Annotated in this window: 13 protein-coding genes; 1 reads left to right on the plus strand and 12 read right to left on the minus strand. The window is 66.8% G+C overall.

Annotated elements, in window-relative coordinates:
* Window positions 1–11: 11 nt before the first annotated feature.
* The 11 genes from WC815_11605 to WC815_11655 all read right to left on the minus strand — a co-directional run bounded on the left by WC815_11605 (window position 12) and on the right by WC815_11655 (window position 13612).
* Window positions 12–1247, minus strand: a complete 1236-nt coding sequence (locus tag WC815_11605) for an amidohydrolase family protein (GenBank protein ID MFA5909415.1) — start codon at window positions 1245–1247, stop codon at window positions 12–14.
* A complete protein-coding gene (mqnC, locus tag WC815_11610; GenBank protein ID MFA5909416.1) occupies window positions 1244–2467 on the minus strand; it encodes a cyclic dehypoxanthinyl futalosine synthase in 1224 nt (407 codons plus the stop codon). Before mqnC ends, WC815_11605 begins: the two co-directional genes overlap by 4 nt.
* A gap of 2 nt (window positions 2468–2469) precedes the next feature.
* Window positions 2470–3267: a menaquinone biosynthesis protein gene (locus WC815_11615; protein ID MFA5909417.1), complete on the minus strand. Its 798-nt coding sequence runs from the start codon at window positions 3265–3267 to the stop codon at window positions 2470–2472.
* Window positions 3264–4199: a hypothetical protein gene (locus WC815_11620; GenBank protein MFA5909418.1), complete on the minus strand. Its 936-nt coding sequence runs from the start codon at window positions 4197–4199 to the stop codon at window positions 3264–3266. Before WC815_11620 ends, WC815_11615 begins: the two co-directional genes overlap by 4 nt.
* Window positions 4196–5122 carry a Gfo/Idh/MocA family oxidoreductase gene (locus tag WC815_11625; protein ID MFA5909419.1) on the minus strand — a complete coding sequence of 309 codons (927 nt, stop codon included), beginning with the start codon at window positions 5120–5122 and terminating at the stop codon, window positions 4196–4198. The genes WC815_11620 and WC815_11625 overlap by 4 nt, the downstream gene beginning before the upstream one ends.
* Window positions 5119–5967: a UDP-2,3-diacylglucosamine diphosphatase LpxI gene (lpxI, locus tag WC815_11630; GenBank protein MFA5909420.1), complete on the minus strand. Its 849-nt coding sequence runs from the start codon at window positions 5965–5967 to the stop codon at window positions 5119–5121. Before lpxI ends, WC815_11625 begins: the two co-directional genes overlap by 4 nt.
* Window positions 5967–7217, minus strand: a complete 1251-nt coding sequence (gene lpxA / locus WC815_11635; GenBank protein MFA5909421.1) for an acyl-ACP--UDP-N-acetylglucosamine O-acyltransferase — start codon at window positions 7215–7217, stop codon at window positions 5967–5969. Before lpxA ends, lpxI begins: the two co-directional genes overlap by 1 nt.
* Window positions 7214–7891 carry an OmpH family outer membrane protein gene (locus WC815_11640; protein MFA5909422.1) on the minus strand — a complete coding sequence of 226 codons (678 nt, stop codon included), beginning with the start codon at window positions 7889–7891 and terminating at the stop codon, window positions 7214–7216. The genes lpxA and WC815_11640 overlap by 4 nt, the downstream gene beginning before the upstream one ends.
* Window positions 7892–7936: 45 nt before the next feature.
* The gene (locus WC815_11645; GenBank protein MFA5909423.1) at window positions 7937–8350 is read right to left on the minus strand and encodes a hypothetical protein; all 414 of its coding nucleotides are present in this window, start codon (window positions 8348–8350) and stop codon (window positions 7937–7939) included.
* A 24-nt stretch (window positions 8351–8374) separates the two neighbouring features.
* Complete coding sequence (bamA, locus tag WC815_11650; GenBank protein ID MFA5909424.1) at window positions 8375–10873, minus strand: outer membrane protein assembly factor BamA; 2499 nt, start codon at window positions 10871–10873, stop codon at window positions 8375–8377.
* 234 nt (window positions 10874–11107) lie between these two features.
* A complete protein-coding gene (locus tag WC815_11655; GenBank protein ID MFA5909425.1) occupies window positions 11108–13612 on the minus strand; it encodes an ATP-dependent Clp protease ATP-binding subunit in 2505 nt (834 codons plus the stop codon).
* A gap of 92 nt (window positions 13613–13704) precedes the next feature.
* Between WC815_11655 and WC815_11660 the strand changes: the two genes are divergently transcribed.
* On the plus strand, window positions 13705–14589 hold the full coding sequence (locus WC815_11660) for an NAD(P)-dependent oxidoreductase (GenBank protein ID MFA5909426.1): 885 nt from the start codon (window positions 13705–13707) through the stop codon (window positions 14587–14589).
* A 2-nt stretch (window positions 14590–14591) separates the two neighbouring features.
* Here WC815_11660 and WC815_11665 read toward each other — a convergent pair whose 3' ends face one another.
* The gene (locus WC815_11665; GenBank protein ID MFA5909427.1) at window positions 14592–16202 is read right to left on the minus strand and encodes a hypothetical protein; all 1611 of its coding nucleotides are present in this window, start codon (window positions 16200–16202) and stop codon (window positions 14592–14594) included.
* Between the last annotated feature and the right edge of the window lie 25 nt (window positions 16203–16227).

The following is a 16227-nucleotide window of genomic DNA, read 5'->3' on the forward strand; positions in this document are numbered from 1 at the left end:
GGGAATCTTGCCTAGGTGCCTAGGGTGCCGCGGGTGCCTAGGGGGCCTAAGGTGCCTAGGTGCTGAATGCGAGACGCGTCAACGCCGCTCACCAGATGCTCTTCAATATCATCCACCGGCCCGGGGAGTTCGATGGCGAGAATCTCCGCTCGCTTGCCTGGCGTCAGGGAACCGAGCTCGTCGGCCAATCCCAGGGCGCGGGCGCCGACGAGGGTGGCGCTTTCGAGCAGCGCCGGCGCCGGGACATTCGGGGCAAGCCAGCGCATGGTCTTCAGCTCGCTGAACAGGTTGAGGTCCTCGACACTGGCCAGGCTGTCGGTGCCGATGGCCACGGCCACGCCCGACTGATAAAAGCGCTCGATCGGCGGCATGCCCACGCCGACCCATTGATTGCTTCGCGGACAGGTCACGAGCGTGGCGCCCAGCGCCGCGAGCCGCGCCAGCGCGGCGTCGTCGAACTGCACGCCATGCACCACCAGGGTCTTGTCATCGATGACGCCCAGGCCATCGAGGTACTCCACCGGCCCGCAACCGGGGATCGTCCAGTCGTCGCGCCACACGCCGATCAACTCCAGCATGCCCCGCCACGGTCCCGTGCCGGTGGCCAGCAACTCGCTCTCCTCGGCCGACTCGCCGAGGTGGACGCTCATGATCGGGCAGCCCGACTCGTTGACCGCTTTCCGAATGGCCCGGAACAACTCGGGCGAGGTCGAGTACGGCGCGTGCGGCGCCAGCGACACGCGCGTGGCGGCCGCCGCCCGCTCCGCGCGCGCGCGATCGATCAAGGCGCCATCACGTTCCCTGAAGCCGAGCAGCTCATGGAAGACGAGACCGTCGAGGCCGGCGTCGCGCATCGGCCCGGGCGAGGCCAGCGAGTTGCTGATGTCCCCCACCGCCACCGTTCCTGATGCCTGCAGTTCCCTGATGGCGGCCTTGAGCGGCCCGACCACCGCTGGATCATCGGGCCGCTCCACGCTCCGCCGCGTGGCGACCAGCTGCTTGACCCAATCGGTGAACTTCGCGGCAGGCGGTACGCGCCCGCGCAACCACGACAGCTCGAGATGAACATGGGCGTTGATGAGGCCAGGCAGGAGGACAACGTTCCCAAGATCGCGGGTGTCCTGAGCGCAGTCGAAGGACTCCCGACTCCCGGCAGAAACGATCCGTCCGCCGTGAACCGTGACGACGCCGTCTCTGATGGGAGGCTGGTCGATCGGGCAGACCCAGGCCGCCCGGTAGGCGGTCATGCGACCGGCGACGCCGGCGGCTGCGAGCGTTGGCGCTTGCCGGCGGCGCTGCGGGCGGGATAGTTCACGAGTTCCGCCGGCACCGAGTTATCGCCCGCCTCGCGCGCGGTCGACAGCTCCAGCGTGCGCGGGACCGCGTGCTCGCGGAAGAACGGGCCGCCCAGGATGTCGTAATGCATGTTGCGGCGCTTGGCGACGAAACCGGCGTCCTCGGCATTGCGAACAATCTCGACTTCGTCCATGCAGTAGCTGGCCCCGGCCGCCCGCACGACGTTCTCCTCGATCATCACGCTGCCCATGTCGTTGGCGCCGAACGCGAGGCTCAACTGGCCGACCTTGCCGCCCTGGGTGACCCACGACGCCTGCATGTTGTCGAAGTTGTCGAGGAACAGGCGCGAGATCGCCAGCGTGCGGAGGTACTCGATGCCGGTGGCTTCGACGCCGCCGCGCTCGGTATGCTCCGGTTGATAGCTCCAGGCGATGAACGCGGTGAAGCCGCCGGTCTCGTCCTGCACGGCGCGCAGCCGCGCCATGTGCTCGATGCGCTCTTCGTCCGTCTCAACGGTGCCGTACATCATCGTCGCGGTGGTCCGCAGGCCGGCCCGGTGCGCGTGACGCATGACCTCCAGCCACTCGTCGGCGCTGGCCTTATTGAAGCAGTTGAGCAACTTGCGGACGCGGTCCACCAGGATCTCGGCGCCGCCACCAGGGATGCTGTCGAGGCCGGCGGCAATCAGCCGGCTGATCACCTCGGGCACGGGCAGCTTCGACATCCGCGACAGGTGGAGCACTTCCGGCGGCGACAGCGCGTGCAGCTTGAAATCCGGGAAGCGCTGCTTCACCGAGCGGAACAGGTCCTCGTACCACGCGATCGGCAGGTCGGGATTGTGGCCGCCCTGCAGCAGCAACTGGATGCCGCCGAGCGCCTGCGTCTCTTCGATCTTCCGCGCGATCTCGTCGAAGCCCAGCACGTAGCCGTCGCCGTGGCCGACCTCGCGATAGAACGCGCAGAAGTTGCACCGCGCCACGCACACGTTCGTGTAGTTGACGTTGCGATCGATGATGTAGGTGACCAGGCCTTCGGGATGCCGGCGCCGCCGCACGCCGTCGGCCATGCGGCCCAGCCAGTAGGTGGGCGCGTGGCGATACAGCTGCAGCGCCTCGTCTGCGGTGAGACGGCCACCCGACTCGATTCGCTGCTCGAACGCCTTGAGATCCATGTCTATGGGTAGAAGTTGAGCGGCTTGAGGGCGGGGGCTAATCCCAGTTCGACGCCCAGTTCGTGGAAGCGCCGCAACCCGGCGGCTTCGCGCTCGCCTAATCCATTCTTGAGATTATCACGCAGATACCGCAACGCCCGCCCGGCGCGGCCGGCGTCGCCCTGGCCGGCCTCGTCCGCGATTCGCGACAGGTTGGCCACGCCGTGGTCACGGGCCGCCCGCAACGCGGCGCACTGCCCGGGCGATGCCGCGCCCTGGCGGCCGGTCCACATGGCGTACACGAACGGCAGGCCCGTGAGGGCGTCCCACTCGCCGCCCAGGTCGATCTTGAGCAGGCCGCGCGCGTCGGCGTCGATGGCCATCGCGGGGTCGCCAATCACCAGGGCGGCATCGGCGCGGGCCAGCATGGCGGTCACGTCCGGTTCGGCGGGCGTGAAGGCCGGGGCAATGCCCCACCGCTTGGCGCACAGGATGCGGGTCAGCGCCACCGAGGTCCGCGAACTCAGGTCGAGAGCCATGGTCTCGACCTGGTCGATCGGCTTCTTCGAGAACACGGCGACGGAGGCGACGTCGCCTTCGGACGCAATCGAGACGCCCGGCACCATCCAGTAGTCCTCGGCGCCCCGCAGGTATTCGATTGCGGGAATCAGGCCGAGGTCCACCGCGCCCTCGTGCAGCAGCGTCGCGCACTTCGCCGGCACGTCGAAGCGAACGTCGAACTGATCGGGATGGGCGTCGAGGCCATACACGAGCGGCTTCGTATTGAGGTACGACACCGCGCCCAGGCGGAGCCGGGTCATGCGCCCGTATTCCGTTCGCGCGGTTGAAAACCCGCCGCCGTGATGTTGCGCATGACGTCTTCAACGGAGGAGCGGCGGCGGCCCAACGATTCGTCGTTCACGACCGACACGCGATCGAGGTCGTTGGCGCCAAACGTCAGCGCCACCTGCGCCAGCTTCGGCCCGTACTGCGACCAATCCACTTGCACGTTCGGCACGCCGGGGAGGGCCAGCCTCGCCATCGCCACGGCGCGCACATCGTCGTAGCCCGTGGTCGGGACGGTGACCGACTGTTCGCGAGAGAGCGGTGCAATCGTGGTCAGCCAGGGAAACCTGGCGGCCAGCGCGCGCACCTGGATCAACATCGGGGTGCGCTCCACACCGCCGGGCTTCTGGAGCGACAGACAGCCGACCTTCAACCCCGCGTCCTGGCACGCCTGCAGCACGGCCCCGGCGTCGGCCAGGCGGTCGAGCGGCGCCTCGACCATGGCGTCGAGCCCGGCGCGCTTCAGCTGCGTCAGCACCTCTGCCAGGTCGCCCCAGCTTCGATCGACGATGTCGGCGAGCGAGAACCCGGTCACCAGGCAGCTCCCGGCGCCCGCCTTGACCTGCTCGACGAGCGCGATTGTCTCGGACAGTGTGGCCGGCATTTGGCAGATGCGAACTTCCCCCGCACCTGTTGCACCCGACGCACCTGAGGCATCCGCCTCCGCTCGCGAAATTTCCGGCGAGCTATGGCGAGACCTCGCCGTAGCGGCCTCCGGCCGCGAAGGCGGGCCCGATATTTCTTCCACCCGGACAAACGTCACGACGTCGCCGACGCGGGCGCGGCGGACCTCGTCGGCGAGCATGCCCAGCGACAGCACGTCCGCCGACGCCAGTTCGTCCAGTTCTGCAGGCGTCAACGCCTCGCCGGCGCGGGCCCGGTCGGCAATTGCCAAGTTGATGTTCACGGCTGGTGTCCCATCAGTTCCACAATCCTCGTCGCCAGCGCCAGCGCGGCGCGGCCCTGCTCGCCGGTCACCGCCGGCGCGCGGCCGTCGCGCACGGCGCCCAGAAAGTCTTCCAGCTCACCCTTGAGCGGCTCGTCGCCGGGCACTTCCAGCTTGCCGCCGCCGATCTTGGGCAGGCCGGTGGGCTGCGGCACCAGGCGCCACATCTCCACCTCGCGGGCCGCGGTGTCGATCGACACGTACGCGTCCTGCTGGAAGAAGCGAATCTTGCGGACCGGCTCGCGGCTGATCCGGCTGGCGGTGAGGTTGGCGATGCAGCCGTTGGCGAAACGCAGGCGCGCATTCGCGATGTCGATGCGCGGCGTCAGCACCGGCACGCCCACCGCCTCCACCCCTTCGACCTCGCTGGGCACCAGGCTCAGGATCAGGTCGATGTCGTGGATCATCAGGTCCAGCACCACGTCGATGTCGAGGCTGCGATCCGGGAACTGGCCGAGCCGGTGCACCTCGATGAAGCGCGGGTCCTTGATGTGCGGGCGCGCCGCCACCACCGCCGGGTTGAAGCGTTCGCTGTGGCCCACCGCGAACACCACGCCCGCCTTGCGGGCCGCGGCAATCAACGCGTCGGCTTCGGCAATGGTCTGCGTCACCGGCTTCTCGACCAGCGTGTGCACGCCCGCCTCAATCAACCGCATGGCGATGGCGGCATGGCGCTCGGTCGGCACCGCGACCACGGCGACGTCGATCTTGCCCGGCACCTCCCGCACGTCGGCATAGGCGGTGGTCCCGCGCTCCGCCGCGATCTGGCCGGCGCGCTCCTGATTGGTGTCGACCACGCCGGCGAGCGTCACGCCCGGCATCGACGCCAGGATGCGCGCGTGGTGCCTGCCGAGGTGTCCCACGCCGATTACGACCGCCCTCATCGCCCGCCTCCGCTATCGCTTCGGCGCGACAGGCTCCTGCCGACGATAGCAATGCCGGCTTCATTCGCCGACGCGAAGAACGCGTCCCGGTCGAAGATCAAGGCGCGGCCGGCGTCGAGCGACAGCACCTTGGCCCCGGCCACGCGCATCGCCTGGATGGTGGCGAGGCCGACGATCGGCACGTCGAAGCGCATGTCCTGGTTCGGCTTGGCCACCTTGATGATAGCGACCCCGTCGCCGGCGAGGTGCCCGGCCCGGCCGATGGTTTCGTCGGTGCCTTCCATGGCCTCCACCGCCACCACCGCCTGGTGCTTCACCGCGATGGTCTGGCCGATGTCGAGGCCGGCAATCGCGTCGGCCATGCGATAGCCGAACTCGAGGTCCTTGCGCTCGTTCTCGGTCGGCGCGCGCTTGCTCAACTGGCCCGCGCCGGCCAGCAGCGGCTCCAGGAACGCCGTGGAGTTGATCAGCTCAACGCCGTGCTCGCGCATCAGGTCGGCCACGGCGGCGATCAGCGCGTCCGTGTTCATCGCCTTGACCCGCGACAGCAGCGACATGGCCGTCATGTCGGGCACGAAGCCGCCGAAAATCTTGATGTGCTTGACCTGGCCGGCCATTACCGCCTGTGTCAGGCCGGCGTCCTTGAGGATCTTGAGAAAGGTGCCCAACTGGCCGATGGAGATCCAGTGCACCACGGCCTTGGGCTCGCGGGCGGCCGCCTCATCGAGCTCAGTCGACGCTTCTTCCTTGAGGGCAATGATGGTGACGTCGTAGCCGAGGGAGCGCGCGGCGTCGAGCACCAGGAACGGGAACCGCCCGTTCCCCGCAATAAGGCCGATCTTCATCAGTCTTCGCCGGACTCTTCCGCCTTCTTGCCGGCGCGGCGCAAAATGACGCCGCGCGACGCCGTGCGGATGAACTGCACGAGGTTCTCGACTTCGGGACAGGCCAGGGCCGGATCCGTCTCGATGCGGGCCAGGGCCTGGGACGTATTGAGCTTCGACTGCGTCAGGTAGCGGTAGGCGGCACGCAGCTTCTTCAGGGAGTCGTCGGTGAAGCCGCGGCGGCGCAGGCCGATCAGGTTGAGGCCGAACACGCGTGCCGGCCGGCTGCCCACCGTGCGCCCGTACGGCAGCGCGTCCTTGGTGATCACCGAATAACCGCCGATGAACGCGTAGGGCCCGACCCGGCAGAACTGGTGCACCGCCGACCCGGCGCTGACGTTGACGAAGTCCGACACCGAGACGTGGCCGCCGAGCGTCGCATGCGGCCCGAAGATGGTCTCGTTGCCGACGTGGCAGTCGTGCGCCACGTGCACGTAGTTCATGAACAGGTTGCGGTCGCCGATGGTCGTCACGCCGCCGCCGCCGGCGGTGCCGCGGTGGATGGTGACGAACTCGCGGAAGATGTTGTTCTGGCCGATCACCAGGCGGGTGTCTTCGCCGCGGTACTTCAGGTCCTGCGGCGGCAGGCCAATCGAGGCGAACGGATAGATCTCGGTGCCGTCGCCGATGGTGGTGTTGCCGTCGATGACGGCCGAGGCGCCGATCTTGCAGTTGCGGCCGATGCGCACCTTGGGACCGATGGTGGCAAAGGCATCGACCGTGGTGCCGGCGCCGACCTCGGCGCCCTCGTGCACGCGCGCCGACGGATCGATCTGGGCGCCGGGCGTGAGCATCAGGAGCAGCTCGGCCTCGGCGACGGTCTGCCCGTCCACTTCAGCCACGGCCGCGGCGCGAACCAGCGAGCCCGTGGGTTCGGCGAGCGTGACGGTGAGTTTGAGGCGGTCCCCCGGCACGACCTGCCGGCGGAACTTGGCGCCATCGACGCCGCGCAGGTGGACCCGCGACGTCGCATAGGCGCCGCCGCGATCGAGCAGCAGCGCCGCGGCGACCTGCGTCAGCGCTTCGATCATGAGCACCGCGGGCATCAGGGGCTTGCCCGGGAAGTGGCCCTGGAAGAAGTCTTCGTTGACGGTGACGTTCTTGACCGCCACCATCCGCTTTCCCGGCTCATGCTCGTCGATGCTGTCGACGAGGAGCGAGGGAAAGCGATGGTTCAGGCGATCGAGAACCGCGGGGAATCCGGCAATCACCGGCCGGGCGGCTTGGTGGGCGCAGCCGGCTTCGCCGTGACGGGCTTGGCCGAATCGAGCTTCTTGATGATTTCGCTCGAGATGTCGAGAGCGGCATCCGCCCACACCAGGCCGGCGTCAGGGCCGTTGAAGATGAACTGCAGGCCCATCTCCTGGGCCACCACCTGGAGGACCGGTTCGAGGCGCTGCTGGAACTCGTTCTGCAGCGCCTGCTGCAGTTCCTGCACTTCGGCCTGCGCGTCCTGCGTGAAGCGCTGCACTTCGACGTTGATCTTCTCGATCTGCTTCTGCAGATCGGCCGCCGCCGACGCACTCATGACCGAGCCTTCTTTTTCGAGCTTGGCCTGGAGGGTGGTCAGCTGCTGCTGCTTGTTGGTCAGCTCGGCCGCCTTCTTCTGCTGGAGCGCCTGGATGCGGGTGGTCGCGACGCGGCCGTCGGCCGATTCGTTGGCGATCCGCTGCAGCACGACGTACGCGACCTTGGCACCCTGCGGGAACGGGCGCGGCGCGGGCGGCTGGGCCGGCGTCGGCGCGGGCGCCTGGGGGGCCGCCGCGGCCGGAGCCGGGGCCGGGGCCGGAGCCGCAGGCTTGGCCGGGGCCGCCGGGGCCTGGGCGAACGAGGGAGACGCGGTCAGCACCATGCTGAGCGCAACAACGACAGCAAAAACTCTCATTACAAAGGTCCTTTCAGGGCGTAACGCTAAGCCGGAGATTTTACACTACTTGTGTTCGACCTTGATTTCGTAGGGTACCGACGCGGTGAGGCTCCCCACGTCGTAAATCCGGACGCACAGGCTCCCCGACAACGTCGTGACCGTGCCCGTAATCACGCTGGTCACCACGGCCCGGTCGTTGGCCAGCACGATCGTGCACGTGGATCCGCTCAGGGTGCCCATGCTCAAGCCGATCAGGTCCGGCGGGGTCTCACCGAGCGAGGTCAGCGTCGCCGTCACGGAGCCGGTGGCGCTCGTGTAGAACGTGTGGGTGGCCGCGCCGTTGATGTTCACGGTGCCCGAAAACGTCTCCGTCACCGTCACCGGGTCCGGCGTGGTCGGGATGTCGGCGATGTCGCCCGAACAGGCCCCGGCGAACATCAGGGGCAATACCAACACGACGAACTTGAATGCACGCATGAGATTCCTTGGTACCGATCCGGGCTAGAACGTCGAGCCCACCGCGAACTTGAACGTGAACTTCTTGGCCGGGCGCAGGCTGTTGTCGAGCACGCCGAACCGCTGTGGGTTATACGCGAAAATCAGGCGGAACGGCACGTTCAGCACCGGCATGAAGAACCGGATTTCGGCGCCCGTGGAAGTCTTGAACGCGCTGGTCTGCCCGACCACCTGCTGGAACGTCGGCGGCGCATTGGGGTTCACCAGCGTCGTCGTCGTGTACGGGTCGTAGAGGGTCGGCGCGCTCGGGTCCACCGTTTCGGTGATGTCTTCCTTCATCGCGAACTTCTGGCCGATGGTCCGCACCTGGCCGGTGTCGTAGAACAACACCAGGCGGACCGGACCGGCGATGTTGATCAGGTACTCGACGTTGAAGAGCATGCTCTTGTTGCCGCCCAGCACCAAGTACTGATTCTGCGGGTCGCGAGGACCGATCGAGCGGATGTCGTAGCCGCGGATGGTGTACTCGCCGCCAAGATACAGCGCCTCGGTGATCGGGATGCTCGTCGTGCTGCCGTACGGCTTGATCCACTCCAACTGCGTCCGGAACCCGAACGAGGTCCGCCGGTTGAGCGGCTGGAACCGCGCGTACTCGAATCGCGGCTTGAGGAAGTTGGTGTTCCCGCCGAGGCCGGCGAGGTCGATCGAGCCGGTGAGGCGGGTGCCGCTGTTCGGGAAGATCGGGTTGTCCACCGTGTTGTGCACGAAGCTGGGCGTGACCTTGCTGATCGTGCGGCGGCCGCCCTCGCCGATCAGCAGCGAATCGGCCAGATAGGGATTGCGGCGGACGAGCTCGTCGGAATAATAGACGGGGTTCAGGTCGGAGACCTTGACCGCCTCGTAGCTGTAGACCATGAACATGCGCGAGAAGCCGGCCAACGGGAAGCCCATGGTCACGTTGCCGCCGGTCGCTTCCTGCGTGAACTGGTCGATGTAGCGCAGGGTCCGCTTGTAGACGTCAACACCGCCCGTGATGTTGCGGTCGAACAGGAACGGCTCCGAGAAGGCGATCTGGTAGTTCTCCGACCGTGAGCCCATCTGCAGCGACACGGTGAGCGCCTCGCCGCGGCCCAGGAAGTTCGAGGTCTGGAACGAGAGCTGACCGAAGAAGCCCTCGAACTGCGACACGCCGGCGCCAAACGTCAGCTGATTGCGGTTCTGCTCTTCCAGCTTCAGCGTGACGTCCACTTCGTTCTTCGAGCCGGGCGTCTTCTGGACGTCGATGCCCTGGCCTTCTTCCAGCGGCTTGAAGTAGCCCAGCTGGTTCAGCCGCTTGACGCTGTACTTCAGCGACTCAGTGTTGAAGACGCCGCCCTCGACCAGCCGCACCTCGCGGCGAATCACGTTGTCGCGGGTCGTGGTGTTGCCGACGAAGGTCAGGCGGTTGACGAAGTACTGCTCGCCCTCCTGCATGCGCATCGTGACGTTGACGGTGGGCTCGGCCGGGCCGGCCACCGGCCCTTCGGCCGCGGCCACCGGCTCGAGGTCGGGGAACCCGGTGAACTCGAAGTAGCCGCCGCCGCCGTAGACTTCGCGCGACTTGATCAGGCCGTTGCGGATCGGCTTGTCGCTGTACCAGTCGCCCGGCTTCAACTTGAACAGCGGCTCCAGGAACTCGGTCTTGACGACCTTGTTGCCCTCGAACTTGAACACGCCCACCTTGAAGCGCGGGCCCTCGTCCACCGGCACGTTGAGCTCGACCCAGCGGGTCTCCTTGTCAACGCTGTCTTCCAGGGTCTTGATCTCGGGCGAGCCGACGCGCGCCGAGATGTAGCCCTTGTTGCGGTAGTACTCGACGATCTTTTCGGCGTCTTCCTCGAACTTTGATTCCTGGTAGGTGCCCTTGCCGCCGATCCACGACAGCCAGTTATGCGCCTTGGTGGACTTCATCTGGCGGCCCAGCGTGCGGTCGCTGACGGCGACGTTGCCGTTGAAGTTGATGGTGCGGACCTTGACCTTGGGGCCTTCCTTGACGTCGAAGGTCACCTTCACGAGCTTCGGCCCGGTCGGCAGCGGCTCGACCAGCGGCGTGACCTCGGCGAACTCGTAGCCCTTCTCGGCCATGAAGCTCTTGACCAGGCCCTGCACGCGCTTGACCACGGCCTGATCGAGGAAGGAGTCGAGCCGGAGCGAGATGCCCAGCTCCTTCATCTTCTCGTCGATCTTCGTGCGCTCGACCTTGGTGGACCCGGTGTAGTCCACGATCTTCACGCGCGGGCGCTCTTCCATGTGGTAAATCACGCGCTTGCCCATCACGCCGTTCTCGAAGGGCTCGTCGAGCGTTTCAATCCACAGGTTGTCGAGGAAGCCGGTGGCCCACAACCGCTTGAAGTCGTCCAACAGCGACTTCTCGGTCGCCTCGTTGTACGGCGTCCAGGCGCCATCGGAGGGGCGGCTGAACGGCGTCTGGATGTAATAGAGGTAGGTCTGCGGCTCGATGATCGACTCGTTGACCGGGTGGAACCGCAATTCGGTCTGCGACACCACCGGCCCCGAATCGGCAGGCGGCTGGCGCCTGGCCGGCTGGGCCGCCGGAGCCTGGGGCGTGGCCGGAGCTTGCCCCGCAGCCGGCGTCTGCGCTGAGGCGGACGTCGAGGAAACGGCCCAAACCGCCAAAAGGACGAGAATTCTTGGAATCAAAGCGTACACACCTGCCGAACGCTGGCTAATCAACCCTTAATGCTACCGCAACCCCGCCGGAGGCGGGACAGCAAAAAATTAGACGTTCGAACTCAATCGGCGGCCTGCGACGACCGGCTGGCCTGCCGGACGGTAGGCCAATTGGCCCCCTTCCAGGTAGACCTCGATTTCGCCGCCCTGCAGGTTGCCCCGGATGAGCTCCTCGGCCAGGGGGTCTTCGATGTAGCGCTGAATGGCCCGGCGCAACGGGCGCGCGCCGTAGGAACGGTCCTTACACGTGATGTCGATGATCCAGTCGGCCACCTCGGGCGACATGATCACCTTCATCCGCCGATCGAGCAGGTTGACGTTCAGCAGCTCGACCAGCAACGACAGGATCTTGCGCAGGTCGTCGTCGGTCAGCGCCTCGAACACGATCAGCTCGTCCACGCGGTTGATGAACTCGGGGTTGAAGGTGCGCTTCACCTCGCCGAGCACCATTTCCTGCACGCCCTTGGCGGCATCGCCGGAGTTGTCCGACTGGAAGCCCATCGACGCCTTCTTCTGGATGAAGCGGGCGCCGATGTTCGAGGTCATGATCAGGATCGCGTTCTTGAAGTTGACGCGGTTTCCCAGGCCGTCCGTGAGGTGGCCGTCTTCGAAGACCTGCAGCAGGATGTTGAAGATGTCCGGGTGCGCCTTCTCGATCTCGTCGAGCAGCACCACCGAGTACGGGTTGCGCTTCACCTTTTCGGTGAGCTGGCCGCCCTCTTCGTGGCCGACGTAGCCCGGAGGCGAGCCGATCAGCTTCGACACCGAATGCTTCTCCATGTATTCCGACATGTCGAAGCGGATCAGGGCGTTTTCGCTGCCGAACAGGAAGCTGGCGAGCGCGCGGGCGAGCTCGGTCTTGCCGACGCCCGTGGGCCCGAGGAACATGAAGCTGCCGACCGGGCGGTTCGGGCTCTTGAGCCCGGCCCGCGAACGGCGGATGGCGCGCGACACCGCCGAGATGGCGCGCTCCTGGCTGATCACGCGCTTGTGGAGGTCGGCCTCCATGCGAATCAGCTTGTCGCTTTCGTCCTGGTTGATCGACGACAGCGGCACGCCGGTCCACTTCGACACCACTTCGTCGATTTCGGCGCGCGACACCACGACCTTGCGCGCGCTCGACCGCACGTCGAACTTCTCGCGCACGAACTGCAGGTTCTCGCGCGCCACCTGCTCCTGCTCGCGATAGAACTGCGCCTTGTCGAAGTCCTTCTGCGACACCGCGCTTTCCATCTGCTCGACGGCGACGCGGATGCTCTTGTTGATCTCGCCGAATTCCTCGCTGTAGCCGGCCTCGCGCAGCTTGGCGCGCGCGCCCGCTTCGTCCACCAGGTCGATGGCCTTGTCGGGCAGGAAGCGGTCGGTGATGTAGCGGCTCGACTGGTAGACCGCGGCCTCCAGCGCCTCGCGCGTGTATTCGACGTGGTGGAACTGCTCGTAGCGATCCTTGATCCCCAGCAGGATCGAGATCGTCTCCCCTTCCGACGGCGGATCGACCTTGATCGCCTGGAAGCGGCGCTCGAGCGAGCGGTCCTTCTCGATGTACTTGCGGTACTCGGCCGGCGTGGTGGCGCCAATGCAGCGGATCTCGCCGCGGCTGAGCGCCGGCTTCAGGATGTTGGCGGCGTCGAGCGAGCCTTCCGCCGACCCGGCCCCGACCAGCGTGTGCAGCTCGTCGATGAACACGATGATGTGCGGGTTGTCGGTCAGTTCCTTCATGATCGCCTTGAGGCGCTCTTCGAACTGGCCGCGATACTTGGTGCCCGCCACGATCAGCGAGATGTCGAGTGCCAGCAGGCGCTTGTCGGCGAGGAAGTGCGGGACGTCGCCGTAGACGATCTTCTGCGCCAGGCCCTCGACAATCGCGGTCTTGCCGACGCCGGGCTCGCCGATCAGCACGGCGTTGTTCTTGGTGCGGCGGCACAGCACCTGCTGCACGCGCTCCAATTCGTAGTCGCGGCCGACCAGCGGATCGAGCGAGTTCTTCATCGCCGCCTCGGTCAGGTCGCGGCTGAACTCGGCCAGCAGCGGCGTTTCCTTCACGCGCGTCAGCGACGTCTTCTCGTTCAGCAACTGGACGATGTCTTCGCGCACCTGGTGGAGGCGCATCCCCTTTTCCATGAGGATGGTCGCCGCCACCGAGCGCTCCTCGCGGAGGATGCCCAGCAGCAGGTGTTCGGTGCCGATGTAGTTGTGCAGGAGCCGATCGGCCTCTTCCGCGGCGTACTGGAGCACGCGCTTGGTTTCGGCGCTGAACGGGATTTCGACCGACGTCGAAACCTTCTCGCGGAAGACCGTGCGGCCTTCGATGTCTTTGCGGATGTTTTCGAGGGACAGGTGCGAGCGGGCAAAGATCCGGCTCGTGAGGCCCTTGCCCTCACGGATCAACCCCAGAAGCAGATGCTCGGTTTCAATCGAGATGCTTCCGAGCTGGCTCGCTTCATAGCGGGCAAAGAATAGAACCCGCCTGGCTCGTTCGGTATATCGCTCGAACATCCGCCTCCGCCAACGGCTACGGGGACTAATCCGCCGCCGCTGCCCCCTTGACGACATTATACGGCAGGATGGGCAGGTTTCGCGCCACGAGCGCCCGTAAGTGGCAGAAATTGCGAGACTTCGGAGTTTTGGATCGTTATCCTGTCGCCATGGCAAACACCATTGGCTTCATCGGACTGGGCCTCATGGGCAAGCCCATGGCCCTCAACCTCCTGAAGAAGGGCTTCCCCGTCGTCGTCCACAGCCGCAGCCGCGGTCCGGTGGACGAACTGGTGGCGGCGGGCGCCACGGCGGTCAACTCCCCCGCCGAGGTCGCGAAGGCGGCATCGCGAATCGTGACGATGCTGCCGGACGGCCCCGACGTGGCCCTCGTCCTCGAAGGCGCTAACGGGATCTTCAGCGCCATGCAGCGCGGCACGGTGATCGTTGACTCATCGACCATTGCGCCGGCCACCGCGAAGCGCCTGGCGGCGGCGACGGCGGAACGTGGCGGGCAGTTCCTGGATGCGCCGGTCAGCGGCGGCGAGATCGGCGCCATCGCCGGCACGCTCGCCTTCATGGTCGGCGGCGAGGCGTCGGCCCTCGAGACCATGCGGCCGGCGATCTCGGCCATGGGCTCGCCGGAGAAGATCGTCCACGTCGGCGACTCCGGCGCCGGGCAGATCTGCAAGGCGTGCAACCAGATCGTGCTGGGCGGCACGATGGCGGTGGTGGCCGAGGCCATCGCGCTGTCGCGCAAGGCCGGCGTCGATCCGATGAAGGTGCGCGCCGCGCTGATGGGCGGCTTCGCGCAAAGCCGCGTCCTCGACGTCCACGGCGAGCGCATGATCACCGGCAACTGGAAGCCGGGGTTCAAGGCGAAGTTCTTCAAGAAGGACCTCGGCATCGCCATGAACACGCTGAGTGACAACGGCGTGCCGGCAGTGGCCAGCGCCGTCGTCACGCAGTTGGTCAACGCGCAGATCGCCGCCGGCGAGGGCGAAGAGGATTACTCGGGCTTCGCCAAGGCCATCTTCAAGCTCGCGAACCTGTAGGTCTACTTGACGAACGAACGCGCGCGCTGAAGGTCGGCGCGCGCGGAGTCCGCCTCCTTCGCGATCTCCAGCACCTGGCGATACAAGCGCGTGGCCGCCGCGCGATCGCCCAGCGCCTCGGCCGCGCGTGCGGCGCCATACGCCCCGCGGAAGCGCCTCGGCTCTTTCTGCATCGTCGCCTCGAAGGCGACCAGGGCGTCCTTCGCGTTGCCGGCGTCGAGCAGCATCTCGCCGTAGAGTTCCCGCGCCGGCGCAATCGGTCCGGGGCTGATCGCGGCTTTATCGGTCGCGTCCTCGGCGTCGGCCGCCGCGCTCATCAAGCGAAGGCCTTCGTCCTTCTGTCCCTCCGCGAATCGAATCCAAGCCGTGGCGACCTGACGCTGGATATCGACTATTTCCGTCCAGTACGGATCCTTGCCCGCGACGAGCTTGTCGCGCAGCGTGACCAGTTGGGCGATGTCGGGCGCGGCATCGGCCGCGCGCCCGCTGCGCGCGGCGCCGAGGGCGCGCGCGAAATGGGTGATCGCATCGGCGTAAGGAAACGGCGTCGACTGTGCCTGGAGCGCGGCCGCCTCTGCCCAGGCGCCGCGTTCGAGCGCGTAGCGCGCCGCGATGGCGTTGCGGGCGTAGATGCCCGCGACCGGCGGCGCGGCGCCGCCCATGGCGGTGATGTCGAGCCTGGCGACCACCCCGGGCACGCGGTCGAGGACGGCGCGCGCCTTCTGATCCTGCGCCATCTGCAAGTAGGCATAGGCCTGGTAATCCATTGCGTGCAGCGCTTCAGCCATCACGTTCTGTTGCAGTGAGGTCTTCTCCGACGCGATGTTGGTCTCGGCCGACTCCTTCCAGTAGCCGACGCGCGTGAAGGTGTGCGACGGCATGTGGAGCGCGTGCGGCGCCGACGGCGCGACCTTGGCATAGCGGCGGGCGGCGTCGAGCGCCTTGGCGGCCAGCGGCGGATGGTCGTAGGCGTGAATGATGTAGTGAGGCAGGCCGGGATGATCCGGGTACTTCGCCCACAGCGGCTCGAGGATGGTCGCGGCCTCGAGCTGCGCCCTGTATGCCTTGTCGGTAGGCGCCGCGGTCTGGTTCACGGCCAGCGCGTAGAAGATGCGAGCCTCGACGTCCTGCGGATTCTCGCGCTGCAGCACTTCCATCGCCTTGGCGTAGGCAATCGTGCGGTCACGATGCGGCACGGTGGCCGCGTCCTTGTAGAGCTCGTTCACGGCCGCGAGATAACCGCGCTCGCGCGGCGTCGGCGAGCCGGTGGCGAGGCCCTTTTGCGCCGCGTCGCGCCCGCGCTCGAGCAGCGGACCGGCTTTGACGCCGGCAAAGGGGTTACCCCAATGGCACAGCGCGATGCCCCAGTGCGCCACGGCGCAGCCGGGGTCGGCGGCCAGGACTTTGGTAAACGTCTCCATGGCGGGCCGGAACTCGAACGAGTGCAAGAGCGCGACGGCGCGATTGAAGTCGCCGCGGGTGTCCGGCCTGCACGAGGTTTCGAAATTCACGGTGCCGAGCATTTCGCCTTGAGCGGCGTGCTGCTCGTGCTGCGCAACGGCGTATGCGGGGAGTGCCAGGACAATTCCGAAGACGACACCGATGAGCTTCATTTCACAGCCTCCTGGGGGAGTGCCA

The sequence above is a fragment of the Vicinamibacterales bacterium genome, from assembly GCA_041659285.1.
GTDB lineage: Bacteria > Acidobacteriota > Vicinamibacteria > Vicinamibacterales > UBA2999 > 12-FULL-67-14b.

Bases quoted from the DNA above. Each gene is read 5' to 3' on its own strand.
- WC815_11665 (MFA5909427.1), bottom strand. From the start codon at position 16,202: ATGAAGCTCATCGGTGTCGTCTTCGGAATTGTCCTGGCACTCCCCGCA.
- WC815_11645 (MFA5909423.1), bottom strand. From the start codon at position 8,350: ATGCGTGCATTCAAGTTCGTCGTGTTGGTATTGCCCCTGATGTTCGCC.
- WC815_11615 (MFA5909417.1), bottom strand. From the start codon at position 3,267: ATGACCCGGCTCCGCCTGGGCGCGGTGTCGTACCTCAATACGAAGCCG.
- WC815_11655 (MFA5909425.1), bottom strand. From the start codon at position 13,612: ATGTCGTCAAGGGGGCAGCGGCGGCGGATTAGTCCCCGTAGCCGTTGG.
- WC815_11640 (MFA5909422.1), bottom strand. From the start codon at position 7,891: ATGAGAGTTTTTGCTGTCGTTGTTGCGCTCAGCATGGTGCTGACCGCG.
- WC815_11605 (MFA5909415.1), bottom strand. From the start codon at position 1,247: ATGACCGCCTACCGGGCGGCCTGGGTCTGCCCGATCGACCAGCCTCCC.
- WC815_11660 (MFA5909426.1), top strand. From the start codon at position 13,705: ATGGCAAACACCATTGGCTTCATCGGACTGGGCCTCATGGGCAAGCCC.
- mqnC (MFA5909416.1), bottom strand. From the start codon at position 2,467: ATGGATCTCAAGGCGTTCGAGCAGCGAATCGAGTCGGGTGGCCGTCTC.
- lpxI (MFA5909420.1), bottom strand. From the start codon at position 5,967: ATGAAGATCGGCCTTATTGCGGGGAACGGGCGGTTCCCGTTCCTGGTG.
- WC815_11625 (MFA5909419.1), bottom strand. From the start codon at position 5,122: ATGAGGGCGGTCGTAATCGGCGTGGGACACCTCGGCAGGCACCACGCG.